At 59.7% G+C, this 18,336-nt stretch carries 18 protein-coding genes; 8 read left to right on the forward strand and 10 right to left on the reverse strand.

Annotated features, from left to right (window positions below; genetic code table 11):
- The 4 genes from R3C19_05590 to R3C19_05605 all read right to left on the reverse strand — a co-directional run.
- Positions 1-1,752, reverse strand: a 1,752-nt coding sequence (locus R3C19_05590) for a VacB/RNase II family 3'-5' exoribonuclease (protein MEZ6059815.1), incomplete at its 3' end; no start/stop codon positions are given.
- A 164-nt stretch (positions 1,753-1,916) separates the two neighbouring features.
- Positions 1,917-3,008: a hypothetical protein gene (locus R3C19_05595; GenBank protein MEZ6059816.1), complete on the reverse strand. Its 1,092-nt coding sequence runs from the start codon at positions 3,006-3,008 to the stop codon at positions 1,917-1,919.
- Positions 3,009-3,283: 275 nt separating this feature from the next.
- Positions 3,284-3,736 (reverse strand): universal stress protein, encoded by a 453-nt coding sequence (locus R3C19_05600; GenBank protein ID MEZ6059817.1) that lies wholly within the window; start codon positions 3,734-3,736, stop codon positions 3,284-3,286.
- 252 nt (positions 3,737-3,988) lie between these two features.
- Positions 3,989-4,564: a sigma-70 family RNA polymerase sigma factor gene (locus R3C19_05605; GenBank protein ID MEZ6059818.1), complete on the reverse strand. Its 576-nt coding sequence runs from the start codon at positions 4,562-4,564 to the stop codon at positions 3,989-3,991.
- Between the two features lie 78 nt (positions 4,565-4,642).
- On the opposite strand from R3C19_05605, the gene mqnB reads away from it, so the two are divergent.
- Both mqnB and R3C19_05615 read left to right on the forward strand, forming a co-directional pair.
- On the forward strand, positions 4,643-5,311 hold the full coding sequence (mqnB, locus tag R3C19_05610) for a futalosine hydrolase (GenBank protein MEZ6059819.1): 669 nt from the start codon (positions 4,643-4,645) through the stop codon (positions 5,309-5,311).
- A 17-nt stretch (positions 5,312-5,328) separates the two neighbouring features.
- Positions 5,329-6,198: a 1,4-dihydroxy-6-naphthoate synthase gene (locus tag R3C19_05615; protein ID MEZ6059820.1), complete on the forward strand. Its 870-nt coding sequence runs from the start codon at positions 5,329-5,331 to the stop codon at positions 6,196-6,198.
- 23 nt (positions 6,199-6,221) lie between these two features.
- On the opposite strand, the gene R3C19_05620 is transcribed toward R3C19_05615, so the two are convergent.
- The 3 genes from R3C19_05620 to R3C19_05630 all read right to left on the reverse strand — a co-directional run bounded on the left by R3C19_05620 (position 6,222) and on the right by R3C19_05630 (position 9,121).
- Positions 6,222-7,298 (reverse strand): prolipoprotein diacylglyceryl transferase, encoded by a 1,077-nt coding sequence (locus R3C19_05620; protein MEZ6059821.1) that lies wholly within the window; start codon positions 7,296-7,298, stop codon positions 6,222-6,224.
- A gap of 106 nt (positions 7,299-7,404) precedes the next feature.
- Complete coding sequence (gene panC / locus R3C19_05625) at positions 7,405-8,253, reverse strand: pantoate--beta-alanine ligase (GenBank protein ID MEZ6059822.1); 849 nt, start codon at positions 8,251-8,253, stop codon at positions 7,405-7,407.
- Between the two features lie 94 nt (positions 8,254-8,347).
- The gene (locus R3C19_05630; GenBank protein MEZ6059823.1) at positions 8,348-9,121 is read right to left on the reverse strand and encodes a DUF1571 domain-containing protein; all 774 of its coding nucleotides are present in this window, start codon (positions 9,119-9,121) and stop codon (positions 8,348-8,350) included.
- A gap of 175 nt (positions 9,122-9,296) precedes the next feature.
- Here R3C19_05630 and R3C19_05635 point away from each other — a divergent pair, with 175 nt between their 5' ends.
- The 3 genes from R3C19_05635 (at position 9,297) to R3C19_05645 (ending at position 12,075) form a co-directional block, all read left to right on the forward strand.
- The gene (locus tag R3C19_05635) at positions 9,297-9,917 is read left to right on the forward strand and encodes a hypothetical protein (GenBank protein ID MEZ6059824.1); all 621 of its coding nucleotides are present in this window, start codon (positions 9,297-9,299) and stop codon (positions 9,915-9,917) included.
- A 36-nt stretch (positions 9,918-9,953) separates the two neighbouring features.
- Positions 9,954-10,748 carry an SMC-Scp complex subunit ScpB gene (gene scpB / locus R3C19_05640; GenBank protein ID MEZ6059825.1) on the forward strand — a complete coding sequence of 265 codons (795 nt, stop codon included), beginning with the start codon at positions 9,954-9,956 and terminating at the stop codon, positions 10,746-10,748.
- 172 nt (positions 10,749-10,920) lie between these two features.
- Complete coding sequence (locus tag R3C19_05645; protein ID MEZ6059826.1) at positions 10,921-12,075, forward strand: transglutaminase domain-containing protein; 1,155 nt, start codon at positions 10,921-10,923, stop codon at positions 12,073-12,075.
- A gap of 30 nt (positions 12,076-12,105) precedes the next feature.
- On the opposite strand, the gene R3C19_05650 is transcribed toward R3C19_05645, so the two are convergent.
- The 3 genes from R3C19_05650 to R3C19_05660 form a co-directional block, all read right to left on the reverse strand.
- The gene (locus R3C19_05650) at positions 12,106-12,777 is read right to left on the reverse strand and encodes a thymidylate kinase (protein MEZ6059827.1); all 672 of its coding nucleotides are present in this window, start codon (positions 12,775-12,777) and stop codon (positions 12,106-12,108) included.
- 11 nt (positions 12,778-12,788) lie between these two features.
- Positions 12,789-14,156, reverse strand: coding sequence for a tRNA (N(6)-L-threonylcarbamoyladenosine(37)-C(2))-methylthiotransferase MtaB (gene mtaB, locus R3C19_05655; protein ID MEZ6059828.1), 1,368 nt, complete (start codon positions 14,154-14,156; stop codon positions 12,789-12,791).
- Positions 14,157-14,302: 146 nt separating this feature from the next.
- Complete coding sequence (locus tag R3C19_05660) at positions 14,303-14,719, reverse strand: response regulator (GenBank protein MEZ6059829.1); 417 nt, start codon at positions 14,717-14,719, stop codon at positions 14,303-14,305.
- A 222-nt stretch (positions 14,720-14,941) separates the two neighbouring features.
- Here R3C19_05660 and R3C19_05665 point away from each other — a divergent pair, with 222 nt between their 5' ends.
- The 3 genes from R3C19_05665 to R3C19_05675 all read left to right on the forward strand — a co-directional run bounded on the left by R3C19_05665 (position 14,942) and on the right by R3C19_05675 (position 18,327).
- Positions 14,942-16,384, forward strand: coding sequence for a TAXI family TRAP transporter solute-binding subunit (locus tag R3C19_05665; protein MEZ6059830.1), 1,443 nt, complete (start codon positions 14,942-14,944; stop codon positions 16,382-16,384).
- Between the two features lie 369 nt (positions 16,385-16,753).
- On the forward strand, positions 16,754-17,329 hold the full coding sequence (locus tag R3C19_05670) for a hypothetical protein (protein ID MEZ6059831.1): 576 nt from the start codon (positions 16,754-16,756) through the stop codon (positions 17,327-17,329).
- The gene (locus R3C19_05675; protein ID MEZ6059832.1) at positions 17,311-18,327 is read left to right on the forward strand and encodes a hypothetical protein; all 1,017 of its coding nucleotides are present in this window, start codon (positions 17,311-17,313) and stop codon (positions 18,325-18,327) included. The genes R3C19_05670 and R3C19_05675 overlap by 19 nt, the downstream gene beginning before the upstream one ends.
- The last annotated feature ends 9 nt before the right edge of the window (positions 18,328-18,336 follow it).

The raw sequence follows: 18,336 nt of genomic DNA on the forward strand, positions 1-18,336 counted from the left end.
GTTGTCCGGTTTCGGTTTCCGTCCGGCTGCCAGGTCGCCGACGATACGGTGAATCGTCAGGTCCGGGTAGCGGCGAATTGGACTTGTGAAGTGGCTGTAGTCTTCTTCGTTCAGCGCGTAGTGGCCGAAATCTTCGGGGCTGTATTCGGCCTGCTTCATCGAACGCAGCAGCGCGAAGTTGATGGCTCGTTCTTCCGGTTTGCCCTGGACATCGTGAATGACCTTTTGGATTTCCTGGCGGCTTTGAAACTTCTGCAGGTCGTAACCCAGGCCGGCGCAGAATTCCTGAAAGTTCTTCAGCCGCAGTTCGTCCGGATAACCGTGGACGCGCCGCAGAAACGGAATGTCCTTCGACGCCAGAATCTGGGCGACCGCGACATTCGCCGCCAGCATGAATTCCTCAATGATCTCGTGACTTTCATCGTGGTGGCGTTCATGAGCGCCGGTGATGTTACCGTCATCGTCGAAGTCGATTTCAATTTCCGGGATGCCCATCTGCAGGGCTCCGGTCGCGAACCGATTCTTCCGCAGCAGCATCGCCAGTTCATGCATCCGCAGCAGCAGTTGAACGACTTTGGTGCCGACCTCCGTGGCATGTTGCTTCGGCGATTTGATGATGGGCATCACCTGTTCGTAGGCGAATCGCTTTGAAACCCGGATGACACTGTTGGCAAGTTCCGCGCCCTGCGGTTTACCGTGCTTGTCGAATTCGATGAACACGCTTTTCGTGTAGCGGATCTGGCCTTCCTGCAGGCTGGCCAGTCCGTTGCTGATGATTTCGGGCAGCATTGGAATGACGTGTCGGGGCAGGTACACGCTGGTTCCCCGATCGCGGCCTTCCCGGTCCAAAGCGGTGCCCTGCGTGACGAAATGTGCGACGTCGGCGATATGCACTCCAAGCTGCCAGTGCCCGCGCTTGTCCCGGCGCAGGGAGATCGCGTCGTCGAAATCCCGGGCGGTCGCCGGATCAATCGTGACGATGTTTTCATTCGTCAGATCCAGCCGCTCGCCGAAGTCCTTTTCATTGAACTGGTCCGCCTGCGTGCGGGCATCTTCAAGAGCGGCTTCGCTGAATTCATAGGGAAGGCCCAGACTGTGGACGACGGTCATCGTGTCGACTCCCGGATCGCCGCGCTGTCCGAGAACTTCCGTCAACACGGCTTCTCCGGCCTGGTCGATGGCGGGAAACCGCAGCATTTCGATGACGACTTTGTCATCCGGCCTGGCTCCCTTCGCGCCCGGGTCGCCGACGTGGATCGACTTGTGAAACGTGTCTCCGTCAACTCGAACGTAGCCCTGGCCCCGCTTTTCGTAATAGGTGCCAACGAACAACTTGTTGGCGCGTTCCAGCACATTTTCGACCGTGCCGCAGCGCTGTCCGCCGGAGCGGCGTTTGCTGGTGAGTCGCACCAGAACTTCGTCGCCGGTGTGAGCGTCCTTCAGGTCGCGAGCGTCGACGTACACATCCCTGCCGTGAAGCTCCGCCGACGTTTCGTGCGGAATCACAAACGCGGCGCCACTGCTGGTTTTCTTGACAACTCCGGTGACGAATCCTTCCGCGGTTTTCAGTTGCAGGCGGCCCTTTCGTCCTTCACGAATTCGGCCGGACTGAACGAGTTCGTCGACAACCGCCAAAAACTTCGCGACGCCCTTTCTGCCGATTCGCAGCTTCTTCGACAATGCACTCGCGTCGATGGGGCGGTAGTTCGGTTCCGACAGAAATGAGATGATTTGATCTTCGTGTTTGCTCACGCCTTGTGTTCCCTGGCCCGGCGGGGCCGTGTTGTATTGTTAATTCGTCGCGCAGAACTGAAGACGTCCGCGTCGACGTTGGCATCGACATTCGTTCAGAACTGACGCTCGTGCGGATGTCGTCGGCCCCACGGTCTTCGGCTGAGTTTTGCCAGGACAAACACCTACCGCAGACGCAAAACCCGATTGTGTCCGGTATCCACGACATACAAGCGACCGTCTTCCCGGCAAACACCGTGAGGATGCAGCAGTTGAATGCGTTTGTCGCCGTGGCCGCGGCCCAGCACCGTCGAGACAGTGTTTGTCCGCGGATCGAATCTGCGAATCGCCGCGTTTTGATCGTCGGCAATGTAGACGTTGTCGTGTTCGTCGACGCAGATGTGTTTCGGTGAATCGAACTGTGCCCGCAGCGCCTGACCGTCGCGGTAACCCTGCTGGCCGGTTCCGGCGACTGTGTGGATGGTGCCGTCGGGCTTGACGACACGCAGAGCGTTGCCGCCGCGTTCCAGAACATAGACGCTGCCGTGCGAATCCGCCGCGACGGCTCGCGGATCGACGAGCGGGCTTTCGACGGCCTGCATACCGTCCTGCGGAACGCCCTTTTCGCCATTGCCGGCGATTGTTGCGACGATGCCGGATTTCAGGTCAACCGCTCGTATTCGGTGGTTGTTCAAATCGGCCATGTGCAGCACATCACTGTTGTGGTTCAGCGTGATACACATGACGAAATCGAACTCCGCGGCCGTTGCGGGTCCGCCGTCGCCGGAGAATCCTGCTTCTCCCGTGCCGGCGATCGTCGAGATGCGGCCCGTTTCGGCATCGACCTTTCGAATACAGTGATTCCAACTGTCGGCGATGTACAGGTCTCCGCCGGGTGTCACCGCGCAGTTGTGCATGCCGTTGAATGTTGCTTCGCTGAACGGTCCTCCATCGCCCCTGTAGCTGCGGCTGCCGTCCCCGGAAACGTGAGTCAGCGTGCCGTCCGGCGACCGCTTATGCACACGCCCGCCTTCGAGTTCCACGATGAACATGTCGCCCTGGCGATTGAAATCGACGCCGAACGGGCTGGTCAGCGGTCCGGATTCGAAATTCCAGTCGCCGCCTTCTTCTGGCAGCAAACCGCCGATGAGGATTTCCGCACCGGCGGAAGTCGGTTCGTCGGCGTCAGCCAACTTCGGCAACGGTAACACGATTGCCGCGATGAAAACGGCGGACTTCACAACAGAAGCCCGAAGCGCGAAATCGGTCGGAATCATGGCTGCCAATGCCTGGTGAAGGTGAGTCGAAATAGATTGCGCCTGTCATCGGCGGTTCCTTTCGGGAAATGCCGTGACGGCGCGGTCAGCTTCACGACTCACCTGGCACTCGTCAACCAACCCGGCCCGGATGCCGGCTGCTGATTCACCCGCCGTTTCAAGAAGCGAGTCTGCGGTTTGCGCTGCGGCATCGGATGCGCAGCGATACCTGCGTTGACGACAATGCGTGTCGCAACGGTGCTGCGGCAATTCGGTCCAGACAACGTCGAGTCGCCCTACGGCATGACGAATTCATGTTCGCCTTCACGAACCGTCATCACCGGGCACTTTGCTTTCCGGACGACGCGTTCCGCGACGCTGCCCATCAGCAGATGAGCGAACGCTCCGCGACCGTGCGTGCCGATCACGATCAGGTCGATGTCGTGATCCTTTGCGTAGCGGCAGATTTCCACGAACGGATGTCCCGGTACGACACTGCGTTCAACCTTCAGGTTCACGGAATCAGCCAGAAGGTCGTTCAGCATGCCCTGCGCACGGGTGATCGCTTCGGATTCGATTTCCGGAGTCACTGCGCCGCCTTCTCCGTACATGATCGGAACGCGTTCGGCCACGTGCAGCAGGTGAAGCTCCGATCCAAAGACCTTCGCGAACTCCGCAGCGTAGCGGACCGCGTTGTCGCTGTGTTCACTGAAGTCTGTGGCCACCAGAATTCGCTGCAGTTCAATCATCTCGGCTGCTCCTGTTTTCCGGGAACTCTGCTCCTGCCGGGGCGGACGAACCGTGCGACCGGTCGTGTCTGCGATGTTCGGGACCCGGCAGAATTCGACAAAGCCCGACAAGACCTGTCGAAAGCAACTCGCGTGCCTGTCGCGCGGTCGCACGCGACTGCATAGACTTATGGGCGGATTCGGCCTCCCGCCGCGCGAAAACGCACATCGGGTCAGCATGCGCGCGAATTCGCGCAGTGCGCGAACTGCGGTTCAGCGATCATCACCCAGCACACGCTTCAGGCGTTCGGTGAGTTCCTGGCGAGCACGAAAAATGCGGCTGCGGACGGTACCCAGCGGAATCTCCAGGATCGACGCGATCTGTTCGTACGAGAATCCGTCCATCTCCTTCATGATCAGCGGCTGTCGAAATTCTTCCGCGACCTCCTGCAGCGCCTGTCGAACGATGCGGACACGTTCCTCGCTGGACATCGGATGAGCCGGGTCGGCGGCGGGATTTGGATCCGCGGGTGATGCGCCCGACGCTTCTTCGAGGGACTCCAGCGACGTTGTTTCGATCCGCTGCTTTCGACGACGACTGATGGCTGCGTTCATCGCGATGCGGTACAGCCAGGAATAGAACTCCGCTTCGTGACGAAACGTCGCCAGTCGCCGCCATGCGGAAATGAATGCCTGCTGCGCGGCTTCCAGCGCATCGTCGCGCGAACCCAGCGCGAATTCCAGGCTGTGAACCAGCCGGTCCTGGTAGCGCGTGACAAGCTCGTCGAAGGCGCTGTCGTCTCCGTCAAGCGATTGCCTGATGAGTTGTTGGTCGGACGAGGCGTTCAACGGTTATTCTGCCGACGTTGGCCTGCTTCAGTTCGAAAGCGGGTCGCATTGCACCGACTGTTGCTGGAAATGGCAATCGTGCCCAATCTCATTCTGATCCCCACTGCCGGCGAACGAGCCGTCATGGAGCCTCTGCTGCAACCGACCACCTCGGATGATCGGTGGAGGATCGAACTGTGCGGCTTCGGGATTGCGGCGGCGGCGGCGCGCACGGCGATGCTTGTGGAAAGACATCGTCCGGAACGTGTGATTCTGACTGGAACCGCAGGCACGTTCGACGAAGAGCTTGCGGTCGGCGAGGCATTCAACTTCAGCCGCGTCGGTTGCTACGGCATCGGTGCAGGCTCGGGCGATGAGTTCATCACGGCGGGCGAAATGGGCTGGCGGCACTGGCGCGTCGACGGCAGCTTTTCGATTAAGGAAACGGATTGCACCGACTCCGGGATTGGCGATCTCCTGGAACTCAGCAATGTTTCAGCATCGGCTGACCGACTGCTGCTGACCGCCTGCGCGGCCTCAGCGAACGCGGAAGACCTCCGGCGCCGGCGCGAAAAGTTTCCGCGTGCCGCTGCGGAAGACATGGAAGGCTTCGGCGTCGCCGTCGCCTGCCGGATGGCGGAAATTCCGCTGCAGATTATTCGAGGAATCTCCAACCAGGCGGGCGATCGCGACAAGACTCACTGGAAAACCAACGCAGCCCTTCAGTCCGCCGCGACGGTTGTCATCGAAAACACACACTGCGGCTGATTCCAGGAAAACCTTTCATGTCCCACACCATTCGACTTGGAATCTCCACGTGTCCGAACGACACGTTTGCGTTTCACGGGCTGCTGACGCGCGCCGTTGACTGGCGGGGCCTGAATTTTGAAGTGGAATTGCTGGACATTCAGGAATTGAACGACCGGCTGTTCGCTGATGACTTTGATGTCGCCAAGACCAGTTTTCACGCGGCGCTGCTGTTGTCGGATCGGACTGTGGTGCTGCCGAGCGGGGCGGCTCTGGGATTCGGAGTTGGTCCGTTGCTGCTGTCTTCGCTGCCCGACGCCAGACCGACGGACAAGACGCAAACAACCCTGTGTCCCGGAAAGCACACAACAGCGGCGTTGCTGTTCGAGTTGTTTCATCCGCAGACGACTTGTGTTCGGCATGTTGTTTTCTCCGACATCATGCCGATGCTGCGACGCGGCGAAGCGGATTTCGGTGTTTGCATTCACGAAGGACGCTTTACGTGGCAACAGCAGGGGCTTGGGCTGGTGGAAGACCTGGGTACGCGCTGGGAGGCTGAGACGCACTGCCCTCTTCCGCTGGGAGGCATCGTTGCTCAGCGGCGTCTGTCACCGGAAACGATCGCAACCGTCCAGGCGGTGATTCACGATTCGCTGCAGTTGGCCCTGGCGGATCGTGACGCCGCGCTGCCCACGATGAGAAAGTACGCTCAGGAATTCGACGACGGTGTCTTGATGCAGCACGTGGATTTGTACGTCAACGACTGGACGGTGGATCTGGGCAGCGTCGGCCGGCAGGCGCTGACGGAACTTTCCGGGAGAGCGAAGACGGTCGGACTGGTGCCGGATACCGCCGTTCCCATCGAAGTCTTCGGAGCCACGCCATCGGCTGAGTTTTCAGAACGGTAGTCCGCGACGTGTCGGGAGGCTGCTTACCCTGCGCCGGCTTTCGTGGCTCCGGCAGCGGAGTGTTCGCCGCGGTGACGGTGGCTGAGCCAGATCAGCATCCCGCAGCCGGTCAGGAAGATCCCGATGCTCATCAGTTGCGAGAACGTCAGGCCCGTGCCCATCCGCGCGGGTTCGTCATCGCGGATTACTTCCAGCACGAAGCGATTGATCGGGTAAATCGTGCAGCCCAGAGCCAGCACGGCTCCTTCAAACGGTCGATGACGGAAATACCAAGTCAGGAACGCCGCCAGGGAAAACGCCAGGATGGAGCTGTAGATCTGCGTCGGGTGCAGCGGAATCGTCGCGGCCGCGTCGGGCGGAATCGTGCCGCGTTCCACCAGTTTCTGAAACGTCAGGCTGTCGGGAGGAAACCGGACGGCCCACGGCAGAGAACATGGTCCGCCGAAGCAGCATCCGTAAAGGAAACATCCGATTCGTCCGAAGCCAAGGCCCAGCATCAGCGACGGAATCACGACATCGCCCAACTGCAGAATGCGGATGTTTCGGCGCCGGCAGAAGGTGATCGCACCGATCACCCCGCCGATCACGCAGCCATAGAACACGATTCCGCCGTCCGTAAGGTTTACGGTCGCCAGGACAGCGTCCATTCCTGCTTTGCCGCCGACAACGCGCTGCCAGTTCTGCAGCAGGTAGATCACGCGAGCTCCGATGATTCCGGGAATCAGCAGCCACATCGTCAGATCCCACACGACGTTCGGATCAAGTCCCACCTGCCGTGCCCGTCGTGTTGCCAGCAGCGTTCCTGACGCGAAGCCGACGAACAGCATGAGGCCATAGCCGAACAGCGGGACACCGGACTTTGCCAGCGGCAACCCCAGCACGGGAATCATGACGATAGCCGTCGGAATGATGGCCCAGAACAGCAGCGATGAAAGCACCTGACCGGAATCGCGAGTCAGCTTCCACAGGACGGCGAGTCCGACGACCGCGATCAGCGTCCACGCGGCAAGCACCCATCCCGCGCCGACGAGCAGCTCGTTGCCGACGGATTCCATCTGCCAGTATTGATCGAAGACGATTCTTAGAAGGACTTTTCGCATCGGGAAGAATTCCAGTCCCGGACGTTTGGTCCAAACCGGGCGGCTGGCATGACGTGATTTCTCAACCGGAGTGTCCGGTCACCGGAACTGTAGCCGTGGGCTGCGATCAGGTGAACCGCAGAATTGCGTTGTCGATCAGCCGTGTGGTCCCCAGCTTTGCGGCGATCAGGGCGACAGCCTGCGACGGTCGGTGCGACAGTGTCTGCAGAGTTTCGCAGTCCACAACCACGGCATAGTCCAGTTGCACTCCGTGAGATTCCTGAACCAATTGCTGCATTTTAGCCGCGATGTCGTTCGGAAGGTTCCCGCATTCAGCCGCCAGCATTTCGGCAAGTTCCAGGCTGCGGGACAGCACCAGCGCCTGTTGTCGCTGATCGGCCGACAGGTACCGATTTCGGCTGCTCATCGCCAGACCGTCACTTTCCCGCACGGTCGGGCACGTGACAATTTCAATGCCCCAGTTCAGATCGGCGATCATCCGGCGAACGATCAGTTGCTGCTGGTAGTCCTTCTGACCGAAGAACGCCTTGTCCGGTACCGTGATGTTGAACAACTTGGCGACGACGGTGGTCACGCCATCGAAGTGTCCGGGCCGTAGAGCACCTTCCAGAACTTCGGTCAACCGACTGACGTGAACCGACGTGGCGGCGTCGGACGAGTACATGTCAGCGGTGTCGGGTGTGAATACGAGATCAGCGCCGGCCTTTTCGCAGAGCTGCAGGTCCGATTGCAGTGTCCGGGGGTAGCGTTTGAAGTCTTCGTTCGGACCGAATTGTGTCGGGTTGACAAAGATGGTCGCAACGACAAAGTCGCAGTCGGTCGCCGCCGCGTCAATCAGGTTCAGGTGTCCCTGATGCAGTGCCCCCATCGTGGGGACGACGCCAACGGTGGCTCCTTCCTTCTTTCGTGCCATCAACAGTTGGCGAGTTTTCGCGGGCGAGCATTCAACCAGCACGTCGGTGGTTCCTGAAGCAAACGGAAAAGCAAGAAGCCCGGACTCTCCGTCAGAAGAGCCGGGCTTCGGGGAATTCACGTACCGGGATGTCCGGTTAGAAATTGTATTTCGGATTCTTTGTGTCGAAGTCAACGTCTGTCAGCTTCACGTCGGTCTTGATATCGGTAAACGTGTAGTCTTCGACAACCGGCGGTTCGGCTCCGGCTTTCTTCGGAAAGGCGAACTGCTGGATTCGCACGGGGTAGCCGGTCGCCTCATCCACCCACAGGCGAGTCTTGTGGAACTTGAATTGCTTGCGAGGCTCCGGGTGGCTGGATTCCACGACACGGCACTTCATGGTGCCGAGCTTGGCGTCCTTGAAATACTTGACTTCGCATTCGGCGTATTTGGTCTCTTCTTCCCACTGGTCGATCACGGCCTGCACGGCCTTGCTGATTCCCGCCATGGTGACGGGGTAACGGTTTTCGTTCATGGCTGTCGGGCTGCCCGGTGCCAATTCCAGTGTCCCGATCAGTCCGGCAAGTCCGGCTTCGTGGACCAGCAGATTTCCGCTGTTACTGCCATCCACGTAGATGACTTCACGCCCTTCATTGGGAGTTTCGAAGTACAGATAGACACTGAACGGTTCGTGTCGGATTTTGATCCGCAGCTTCTGAGAAACCAGGGTTGAGCCGACAACTTCGCGTTTGAAAAACGTGGCTTCGTAGCCGGGGAGGGAATCCACCTTTGCCATGCATTCCGTGGCGTATCGAATTGCCGGTGTCAGCGGATGTTCTTTGGCGTCAGCAGCTTCGTCGGCCTGAGTCGTGCCGGTGAAGGCCAGGCCGGCCAGAATGCAAACGGCCGTCTGCCGCAGGCGGAATATCATGGGAATTCTCCGTGGATCTGTCATTTCGTGTGCCGCCGGGTCAGACTGACGGCGACTACGGTTTACGATGTCGAAAACTGCGATTGCCGCATTCTTACGTCAATTCTAGAATCCGGCAATATCTGCTGATTGGAGAAGGATTCTCCCTCCCTGTGCTTCAATGCCGGATTCTGGAATGGATTCCTCACGCGGTGGGCCGCTGACAAACTTCATTATGGTGCTGCCGCTGATCGTAGTGCCCCTGATCGCCATCCTTCGTCCGGCGGAGCGTGGCAGCGGAGTCACCAGCGACGATCTGTCCGCCGCTTCAATGGGCGACGCCCTTGATGATTTCGGCGATCTGGATTTCGACAGTTTGAATTCTGCCGATGAAAACGGCGGATTCCTGCAGAATTCGGGCAGACGTGATGATTTCGAAACCAGGGGCGGTTCCGCGTTTTCCGATCAGCCAACCGCCCTGCGACAGGACTTTGGGAATCGCCAGACCGCTGCGACCCTGCGAGTTCCGGAAAACTCCCCCGTCGACCAGCAGCAGCGGTTCACGGAACTGAGCCGGATGGGTGCCAGTCGCACGATGTGGTTCAACCCCGGAAGTTCCCGGTCAGTTGGTTTTGCAGCCTTCTTCCCGGCGGGCGACGGAATCATCAGCTATCGCTTCGAATCCATCGCGTCCTCCGAAACCGCCGCCATGGACGATGTGATCCGGCAGGTTCGCGAGTTTCAGGGTGCTTCGCCGGCCGCGGATACGGTCCGCGCGCAGCCCGAACAGGAACTGCCGTGGGAAGATTCGAAGTAATCTGTTCCTTCCCCGGCGACGTCCGGTGAAACGGCAATGAATTCACTGACCCCCTTCAACGCAGAACGCAGCGGCAGGCACCGCGACCTGCGGTCCGTCGGCTCACCGGACGGCGACAAAACGGAAGTGTCGCGATCATGGTTGCGAAGCGGCCCGGCGTTTCAGCTTCGTACGTCGCTGGACGATTCTCTGCTGCTTGACGACGGCACGCTCATTCGTTCGACGAGACTGGCTCGGCTGGAAGCGACGCTGCTGATCGCCGGAACTCCCGTGTCGGCCAGGAAACTGGTTCAACTCGCGCGGCTGGTTGACGTGAAGGAAGTTCATCAACTGATCGAACGGCTCAATACCAGCTACGATCGATCACGTTCCGCGTTTCGCATTGAACCGACGGGCACGGGATTTCAAATGATGACCCGTCCCGCACTTGCCGCGTGGCTGGATCGATTGCATCACCGTCAGGCGCGCATGAAGCTGTCTCAGCCGGCGATGGAAACGCTGACGATCATTGCCTACCGGCAGCCGGTGACGCGCGCCGATGTGGAAAGCATTCGAGGCGTGCAGTCGTCAGATCTGATCCGGCAACTGATCGATCGCGGTTTGGTTCGAGTTGGTGGGGAAGACGATTCGCTCGGCCGGCCATTCCTGTATGAAACGACGCGGCAGTTTCTGGATATGCTCGGCCTCGGACGCATTCAGGACATGCCGGATTTTCAGACATTGGGCCGCACCGCCCCGGCAGTCGAGCCCAAAGTAGATTCTGCCGAAGTCGCCGCCGCTGACGAGGCGGCCTCCGACAACGAAAGCACTCGGCAGGCACCGGCTGCCTGAAACTGCCAGGCAGCTTGAAACGGTCCGCCAGAAGATCAGCAACTGCGCGGCGTCGGACAGTTGTGGAAGCCGGTTGTTTGACACCCCGCGCCGCTCGGGTACGCTCAGCGGGAACACGCAAGAGCCAGCGGCGTCGCTTCGGTGACTGCCCGCCAATTCCGGAGTCAGAGTCATGTTGCCGCGTCGTTTCCCACGATTTCTGGCCTGCGCCGCGCTGGCGGCTGCTGTCACTGCCGCGGCGGCCGACGATGGATCAGACACGGAAGATTTGTCGCCGAGCCAGCCGTATTCAGCCGTCAGAAGCGATCCGCTTGAGCATGATGTCGAATTCGTCGTCATCGTGACGCCGCCGTATCACTGTCAAAGCCTGGATGTGTGGATTCCCGTTCCTCAATCGGATCAGGCACAGGAAATTGCCAACAGTCAGTTCAGCACGTTTCCCGTTGAGACCGCCGCACAGATTGGCAACGAACCGATCTACAACAATCGCTTCGCGTACTTTCACTTCGACCATCCGCAGGGCGCGCAGATCATCCGGCACCAATTTCAGGCGAAAGTCTGGACTCTGGAATGGAATCTGGATGCGGAAAAGACGACGCGGCCCACCCGCTGGCCGGATCGTTTTGATCCCTATCGCCGTCCGCAGCCTGTGGACGATGAGCAGCAGTTGCAGACGCTGCTGCAGAGTATCGTTCCGGAACGAACAGAACCCGGAAACGAGCTCCGGAACGTCATGAACTGGGTCGATCAGAATATGACCTATGACCACGTTCACGCCTCGCTGTCGGCGGATGCGAATCACGCCTTAGCGGAACGGCGAGGACACTGCAGTGACTATCACGGTTTGTGTGCAACCATGGGACGGATGCTGGGTTACCCGGCACAAGTCACGTATGGCCTGTCGCTGTTTCCGAAGAATTCACCTTCGCATTGCAAGCTGGAAGCGTTTCTGCCGCCATACGGCTGGGTGAGCTACGACGTCTCAGAAACTCAGAAACTGGTGCAGAAAATCCGGAACGATGAACAGCTGAGTTCGCAGCAGAAAGCTGTGCTCACCAGCGCGGCTCGCAATCGAATGCAGTCCGGTTTCCGTGAAAACAGCTGGCTGCTGCTGACCCGCGGGTCTGATTATCAGCTGATCCCGAAGTCCAAGAATCCGGTCCGTGTTGTCCGCACCGCGTGGATTGAGGCAGATGGCGAACCTTTGCCGGAACCGGATCCGGCGAATCCGGAGCAACGCCAATTCGCATGGATGACGGCTCATCGGTACACATCGGACAAACCAGTGCAGTCGCCGTTCGCTGACTATACGACACTTGAGGAGTAGCCGGCGTCGCGCGGGGGCACAGCCGGCCGGCTACAGCAGGGCCGCTGCTTTGCCGAAGATCTCGTCCGCGATCTCATCCACGCCGCGGAGCTGCCCATCGTCGCTCAGGCTGTTAACAACACACCAATCGTCCCGGCTGGCAGCGAGGCTGACGTAACATTGGCGGACGTCTTCAAGATACGTCAAATCTGATTCATGAATGTCAGCTTGCGCGTCGGTGTAATCGCGCTGCCCTTTTCGACCGACGAGCGTACGACTCCAGCCTGCAGAAATGTCGATCAGAATGTTCAGCGCCGGACGTGGAAGTTGAAAGACGTCATGTTCGATCGTTTCAATCCACGCCAACAACCGCGTGCGATCCTCACCCTGCAGTTTGGCAGCCTGATGCGCGAGGTTGGAACCGACGAACCGGTCCAGCACAACGACATCGTGTGAGGCCATTGATTCCAGCAGCAAATTCTTCGATTCATACCGATCACCAGCGTAAAGCACCGCGGCGAGCTGCGGATGAACCTCATTCAGCAAACCGAACCGTCCGTTCAGATAATCGCCGATCGCTGCGCCGAAGTGCGTATCGGTATACCGAGGAAACTGAATGCAGGTGGCAGACCTGCCGACCGCGTACAGTCGCTCTGTCAGTCGCCGAGACTGAGTTCCCTTGCCGGCTCCGTCAATTCCTTCAATGGCGATAAGCAAAGTCATGTGGCGAAGGCTCAGCGTGGTTGTGGGAACGAGGCGACAGTGTTGCGATCCTCGGGCATGCTGCCGCAGGAATCGCTCTCCGAATCGACCGTGACGCGAGTCGCCAGCACTCCGTCTCGGCTTGCTGAATCAGCAACGCAGGACACAAACTGCCCCGCCTCGTGCCGTGTTCCGCGAAGCTCCACGGGCATGTACCAGCGATCCGTTCCTCGCACATAACCAGAATGATCGTCGGCGGAACGTTCAACCAGAACTTCCAGAGTGGCCTGCGACGCGACGCGACTGTTATAGAAATTTAGCGCCAGGTCACGTTCCAGCTCACTCAGGCGATGCACTCGCTGCCGGATCACCTCCGGCGGAACCTGATTCTCGAAATCGGTCGCGGGAGTCCCTTCACGGCGGCTGAACGGAAACACGTGGACCTTCATGAACCGGGCTCGACGACAGGTGTCGATTGTGTCCTGAAATTCTGCATCACTTTCGCCGGGAAAGCCCACGATGACGTCGGTCGTGAACGCCGGGTCGCCGCCGAGAGTCTCGCGGATCTGTTCCAGCCGATCCAGAAATCGCTGGACGCGGTAACGCCGTCTCATTCGCTGCAGAACCGTGTTCGACCCGCTTTGCAATGCCGGATGGAACTGCGGGCAAAGTCTCCCGCAGTCAGCGGCGGCTTTGATGAAATCGTCGTGGACCTCCACCGTTTCAATGCTGGACAGTCGCATTCGCCAATCGCCTGGGATGGAGTCCAGTCGGCGAAACAGATCCCACAGCCGATGCGGCTTCGCGCCGGGCGGCAGGTTGTTGGTGTCGATTCCGTAATGTCCGACGTGGATTCCGCTCAGCACGATTTCGCGGTATCCGTTGTCGATCAGTCTGCGGACTTCGTCCTCGATGTCGCCTGGCTGACGGCTGCGCAGTCCCGGGCGCACAGTGGGAATGATGCAGTACGAACATTTCAGGATGCAGCCGTCCTGGACCTTCACAAAGGCGCGGTGATGGCCATCGAACTCACTGATCCCGCCGGGCATGTCGACGATTCCGAACCGCCCGAGCACGTCCGGCAGTTCGCGCTTGTCCGTCACGACTTCGATGACATTCGGCAATTCGCTGACGGACTGCGGATCGCGAGTTGCATAGCAGCCCATCACGATTGTTTTCGTGCCGGGATTGTCCCGTGCCAGTCGCCGGATCACCTGACGCGACTTGGAATCACCGGTGTTTGTCACCGTGCACGTATTGACGACACACAGATCCGCGCGATCGGCGTCTTCCGCTTCACGGTAGCCGTTTGAACGAAACGCCTCGCGCACAAGCTGAGTTTCGTACTGGTTGACTTTGCAGCCCAGCGTGACAAGTTTGAACGTCCGATCCTGAATCACCGATCACGAATCCGAAAGCGAAGCGACATCCCGCGACCGGCCGGCGCCGGTCGTGCCGGGTTCGAATGGTGACCGTCGTGTGTGGAAATGGCAAACCGCACGCCCGCTGTTCTGTGACATTTTGCGTTCTGCGGCGGACGGCGCCGTCAGGGCATGTCGCACAGTCGCTGGATCAGTTCGCTGAGGTCCTTTGCCTGAAACGGCTTGGACAGCACTGCCACGAAGCCGTGTTCCTCGAAATTCGCGACCAGCGGGTCGTCCTGCCGGCCGGTCATGACCACGGCTTTGACGTCGGGGAATTCCTGTCGCAGCGGGTCGATGATTTCGTGTCCCCCCTGCCCATGAAGAACCGTCAGATCCAGCAGAGCGATCAGCAGCAGCGGAGGATCGGTCGGCGGCAATTCCCGCAGGATCTGCAGCGCTTCCTCCCCGGTCGCTGCGTCCAGCACGTCGTACTGCATGGACTTCAGAAGCATGGCGATTGCTTCGCGAACCAGTGGTTCGTCGTCCATGACGAGAATTCGGCACCGCTGCGGAGCGCCGAGCGACTCGTTGAGAGACATGATGCGGACTCGAAAGGCTGGAAGGCGGCCGGAGTGAGTCGGCGGGGAAAGCGGTACGGGGGCGGCAACTCAACTGAATGAACTGTAGGCCGGGATTTTGACGCCGGTTTCCGCTGATCGGATTTACTCGAAGGGGAATTCATGACTCACGGATGACCACCTGTTTGCTCACTGTTATCGTTACGTCCGGACTTGTTCCCGGCAGTGGAAAGGTGGCGTTTCGTGAACAGCGGGGCTCTGCGTCGTGACTTTGCAACACGTTCTGTTTCCGGTTTGCAGCGATTGCCGTGGCTGCCGCTGTTGTTGTGCGCAGCGATGCTGCTGATCGTCTGGACCTACTGGTTTCAGACACGGTTGCCGGGTCGGGTCATTATCGCCGGTGGTCCTTCGGGAGGCCGGTACGATCGTCTGGCGAATGCTCTGGCCGGGGAGTTGGAATCTCGCCTGGGCCTGGCGGTGGAAGTACGGCAGACGAAGGGATCGCTGGAGAACCTGCATCTGCTGGACGACGGCACCGTCGACCTGGGCTTCTATCAGCCGGAAACCCGTACTGTTCTGGAAGGTCCGCCGGACGATCGTCCGGAATCCGAACCGGCCTTTTTCGTCAGCAACCTGTATGCGGAATACCTGCTTCCGCTGGCGGCCTTCGATCACCCGGAGCATGAGCTGCAGTCGCTGTCCGGAACAATCTGGTCCAGCAATGACCGGCTGTCCGGTGACTTCGCGATGACGCAGTTGCTGCTGGATCATCTGGGAGCGAACGACGACACCATCGATGTAATCAGCGTGCCCTACGACGACCTTCCGCGGCAGATTCGCGACGGAACCGTTCATGTGGCGATCGTCTGCTGCGGACTGCAGGCTCCGATTCTGCAGGAGCTGTTTACCCGCCGGGTCGCCCGACCGCTGGACGTGCCGTTTGTCGATGCGTTCGCCGACAAGCACATTTCGCTGCAGAGAGTGACGGTGCCGGCGGGCTACTTTCGCATCCGTCCCGATCCCATGCCCGAGCGCGATTTCGAAACTGTGGCGCTGCGGGCTCAACTGCTGGCCAATTGCAGGGCTCCCGTCCGGCTGGTGGAAGAAGTTACTTCCATCGTGCTCGACCCGCGTTTTCAGCGGCAGCAGCACCTGACCGAGCTGTTCGGCGACGGAATCCCCTATGCGACCGACAGCCCGGAATTCACGATGCATGCGGGAGCGTCTCACATCTATTACCCCGACCTGAAGCCGCTGGTGAATCCGGATTTCGTGGAAGGCACCGAAGGGCTGCGTTCGTTTCTGGTATCGATCGTCGTCGCTGTCTGGTTTGTCCGGCGGTGGTGGATTCGACGGCGCACGCGGAGTCAGGAGCACCGGCTGGATCGCTACATCAGAAACCTGCTGCAACTGGAACGCGACCAGTTGGGCGTCGACGGCGAGAACCCGGACGACTACGCGGTCCTGCAGGAGCTTCTGGACAAGGTGACTCTGCTGCGTCAGGAAGTGCTTTCCGAATTCACAGCACACGAACTGAACGAAGACCGCGCCGTCGACTGCTTCATCGAGATGTGCCACGCCCTGAGCGACAAAGTCAGCGGCAAGCTGATTCGACATTGCCTGCGGCATTTCGGGCCTGTGCGGTCGTCGATGGATGGCGGTGACGTCGCTCCCTGTGCCGACTGAGCGACTCCCGCGTCCGCGTTTGAACTCATGCGCGTTGTTCGTCGCAAAAACGGGCATTCGCGGTGAGGCCGCGGCTCCTGCATATCCGCGCTTGCCAGTCGATGCTGGCAGCGGCGCAGGTTCAGGATCACCACTCGCCCTTGAACGTGCCGCGGTGACGACCGCGGAACACAGCGATTCCGTCCCGGGCTGACCGGAGCCCCGCTCTGTGGCATCCGCTCGTGGCTGTGATTAGACTTGCCCGCCTTGTCCTGAGCGGCTCAACGAGTGAGCGCGCTGGAAATGATCCGATCGATTCCTGATATCCCGGAACCTTCGCGGTGCGCTTCGGTTCCGTCATAACGACACAAAGACGGGAGACACCTTCGAATGAGTGACGGCGAACTTCAGGCAGCAGCGCCGAACGCAAAGCGACTGTTGTGGGCAGGCTTCATGGCAATTCTGGCCGCAGGAGTCGGATTTTCCATCCGGGCCGGCATTCTCGGACAGTGGGCCGAACAGTATGGCTTCACGATGACGGAACTCGGAGCGATTACCGGTGGCGGTCTGACCGGATTTGGCATCATCATTCTGTTGAGTTCCTTCATTGCCGACGCGGTGGGATATGGAAAACTGATGGGCACCGCACTGCTGACGCATCTCTTGTCCGCTGCGCTGACGCTGGCCGCCGGAGCGGCCTTTGCATCCGGCGGGAAAGATGCCGCGTTTCAGTGTCTGTACTGGGGCATGTTCTTGTTTGCGATCGGCAATGGAATTTGTGAAGCCGTCGTGAATCCGCTGGTCGCCGCCCTGTTTCCTCAGCAGAAGACCCACTATCTGAACATTCTGCACGCTGGCTGGCCGGGCGGTTTGATTGTCGGGGGGCTGGCTTCCTACTTCATGAATCCGGACAACGCAAAGCCGGTTGCCGGCAGATTCAAATTGCGTTGTTCCTGGTACCCGTAGTCCTCTACGGACTGATGGTGCTTGGGCAGCGATTTCCAAAATCTGAGGCTGGTGACGCAGGAGTCAGCTACGGCCAGATGTTCGCTCAACTGGCCGCTCCGCTGATGATCGTGCTTCTGATCATCCACGCGATGGTCGGCTACGTGGAACTGGGAACGGACTCGTGGATCGCCAAGATCACCGGCGCGATTATGGAATCACCTCAGAAGGGACTGCTGCTCTTTGTCTACACATCGGGACTCATGTTCGCACTCCGGTTCTTCGCGGGCCCGATCGTGCATCGCATCTCGCCGCTGGGACTGCTGTTTTTCAGTGCGTTGCTGGGTTTCGCGGGGCTGCAGTTGCTGGGATCGGCGACAACCGTTGCTCTGTGCGTTGTTGCAGCCACCGTCTACGCGTGCGGAAAGACGTTTTTCTGGCCGACGATGCTGGCCGTGGTATCCGAGCAGTTTCCAAAGGGCGGCGCCATTACGATTGGAGCGATCGGCGGCGTGGGGATGCTTTCAGCCGGATTGCTGGGCGGACCAGGCATCGGGTTCAAGCAGGACTACTACGCTACCGCGTCATTGAAGGAAAAATCCGCCGAAATCTACGAACGCTATAAAGCGCCGGAAGAGAATTCGTTCATCGGCTTCAAGGTCGTTGGGCTGGATGGTGCCAAGGTCGGCGTGCTGGGAGACGACGGAAAGGAACTTGCCCGTGCCACTGAGCTGATCGCTGCGTCGGGCGAAACCAGCGAGAACAATCAGAAGCTGAATGAGTGGTGGAACGATGCCAGGCAATTTGCGGCGACCGACAAGGAACAGGTCACCGAAGCCGGTCTGCACGGTGGGCGCATGGCGCTCAGGCTCACCTCCTACGTTCCCGCAACAATGGCAGTTCTGTATCTGCTGCTGATCCTGTATTTCAAGGCGCAAGGCGGGTACAAGGCAAAGACGCTGACTGAGGACCAGGCAACCGCCGCCGAAGTGGCGGCCGGAGTCTCGTCCGAAGCGTAGCGACGGCGT

It is taken from the genome of Planctomycetaceae bacterium (genome assembly GCA_041398785.1).
Taxonomy (GTDB): Bacteria; Planctomycetota; Planctomycetia; order Planctomycetales; family Planctomycetaceae; genus JAWKUA01.